The sequence below is a fragment of the Bradyrhizobium sp. 18BD genome, assembly GCF_054185225.1.
Genome location: NZ_JAVAYL010000120.1, coordinates 1 through 504, shown reverse-complemented (window position 1 = coordinate 504; position 504 = coordinate 1). Strand labels below are relative to the sequence as shown.

General features: G+C 55.8%; 1 pseudogene. It reads right to left on the bottom strand.

What is annotated here, in order from left to right:
* Positions 1-436: pseudogene (locus tag RAD16_RS40690) on the bottom strand (hypothetical protein); the annotation flags it as partial.
* Positions 437-504: the final 68 nt, after the last annotated feature.

The window sequence follows — 504 nt, the reverse complement described above, 5'->3', positions numbered from 1 at the left end:
CGACCTTGCGCTCGATGAAGATGGTATCGACAACGAGGCGCGCGTTGCCCTGGAAATCAAGATAGGCGATGTCTTCCTCGCGACATGCCGCCTGCGCCTGTTCAGATAAATAGGGCGCGATGAACATCGGCACGCCCTCTTGGCCAGTCTGATCCAGATACCGTTTGAGCTGGTAGGCTACTTGGTGCGCAATCCGGGGTTGCCCGTTGCTTTTGACCTCGACCACGAGCCTGAGCGGTCGGCCGGCGAATTCGGTTTCAGCGACGATGTCTACGCCTCGATCAGCCTCGCCTGGCTTGCCAGTCAGCGTCATTGGGCCGACGGCGAATTGAGGGATTGAGCCTAGAAAGGCCTCGAGCGCTTCTGCCGCCCGCCGTTCGATGCCAACAGGGTCTTTCACCGAACCGTTGAAACCACGATTCGGCTGAAATAGCAAATAATTTCACTGAAACGGGCTTTTCAACAAACCGTTGAAAATGAGAAATCTGTGAAACAAGGCCAATC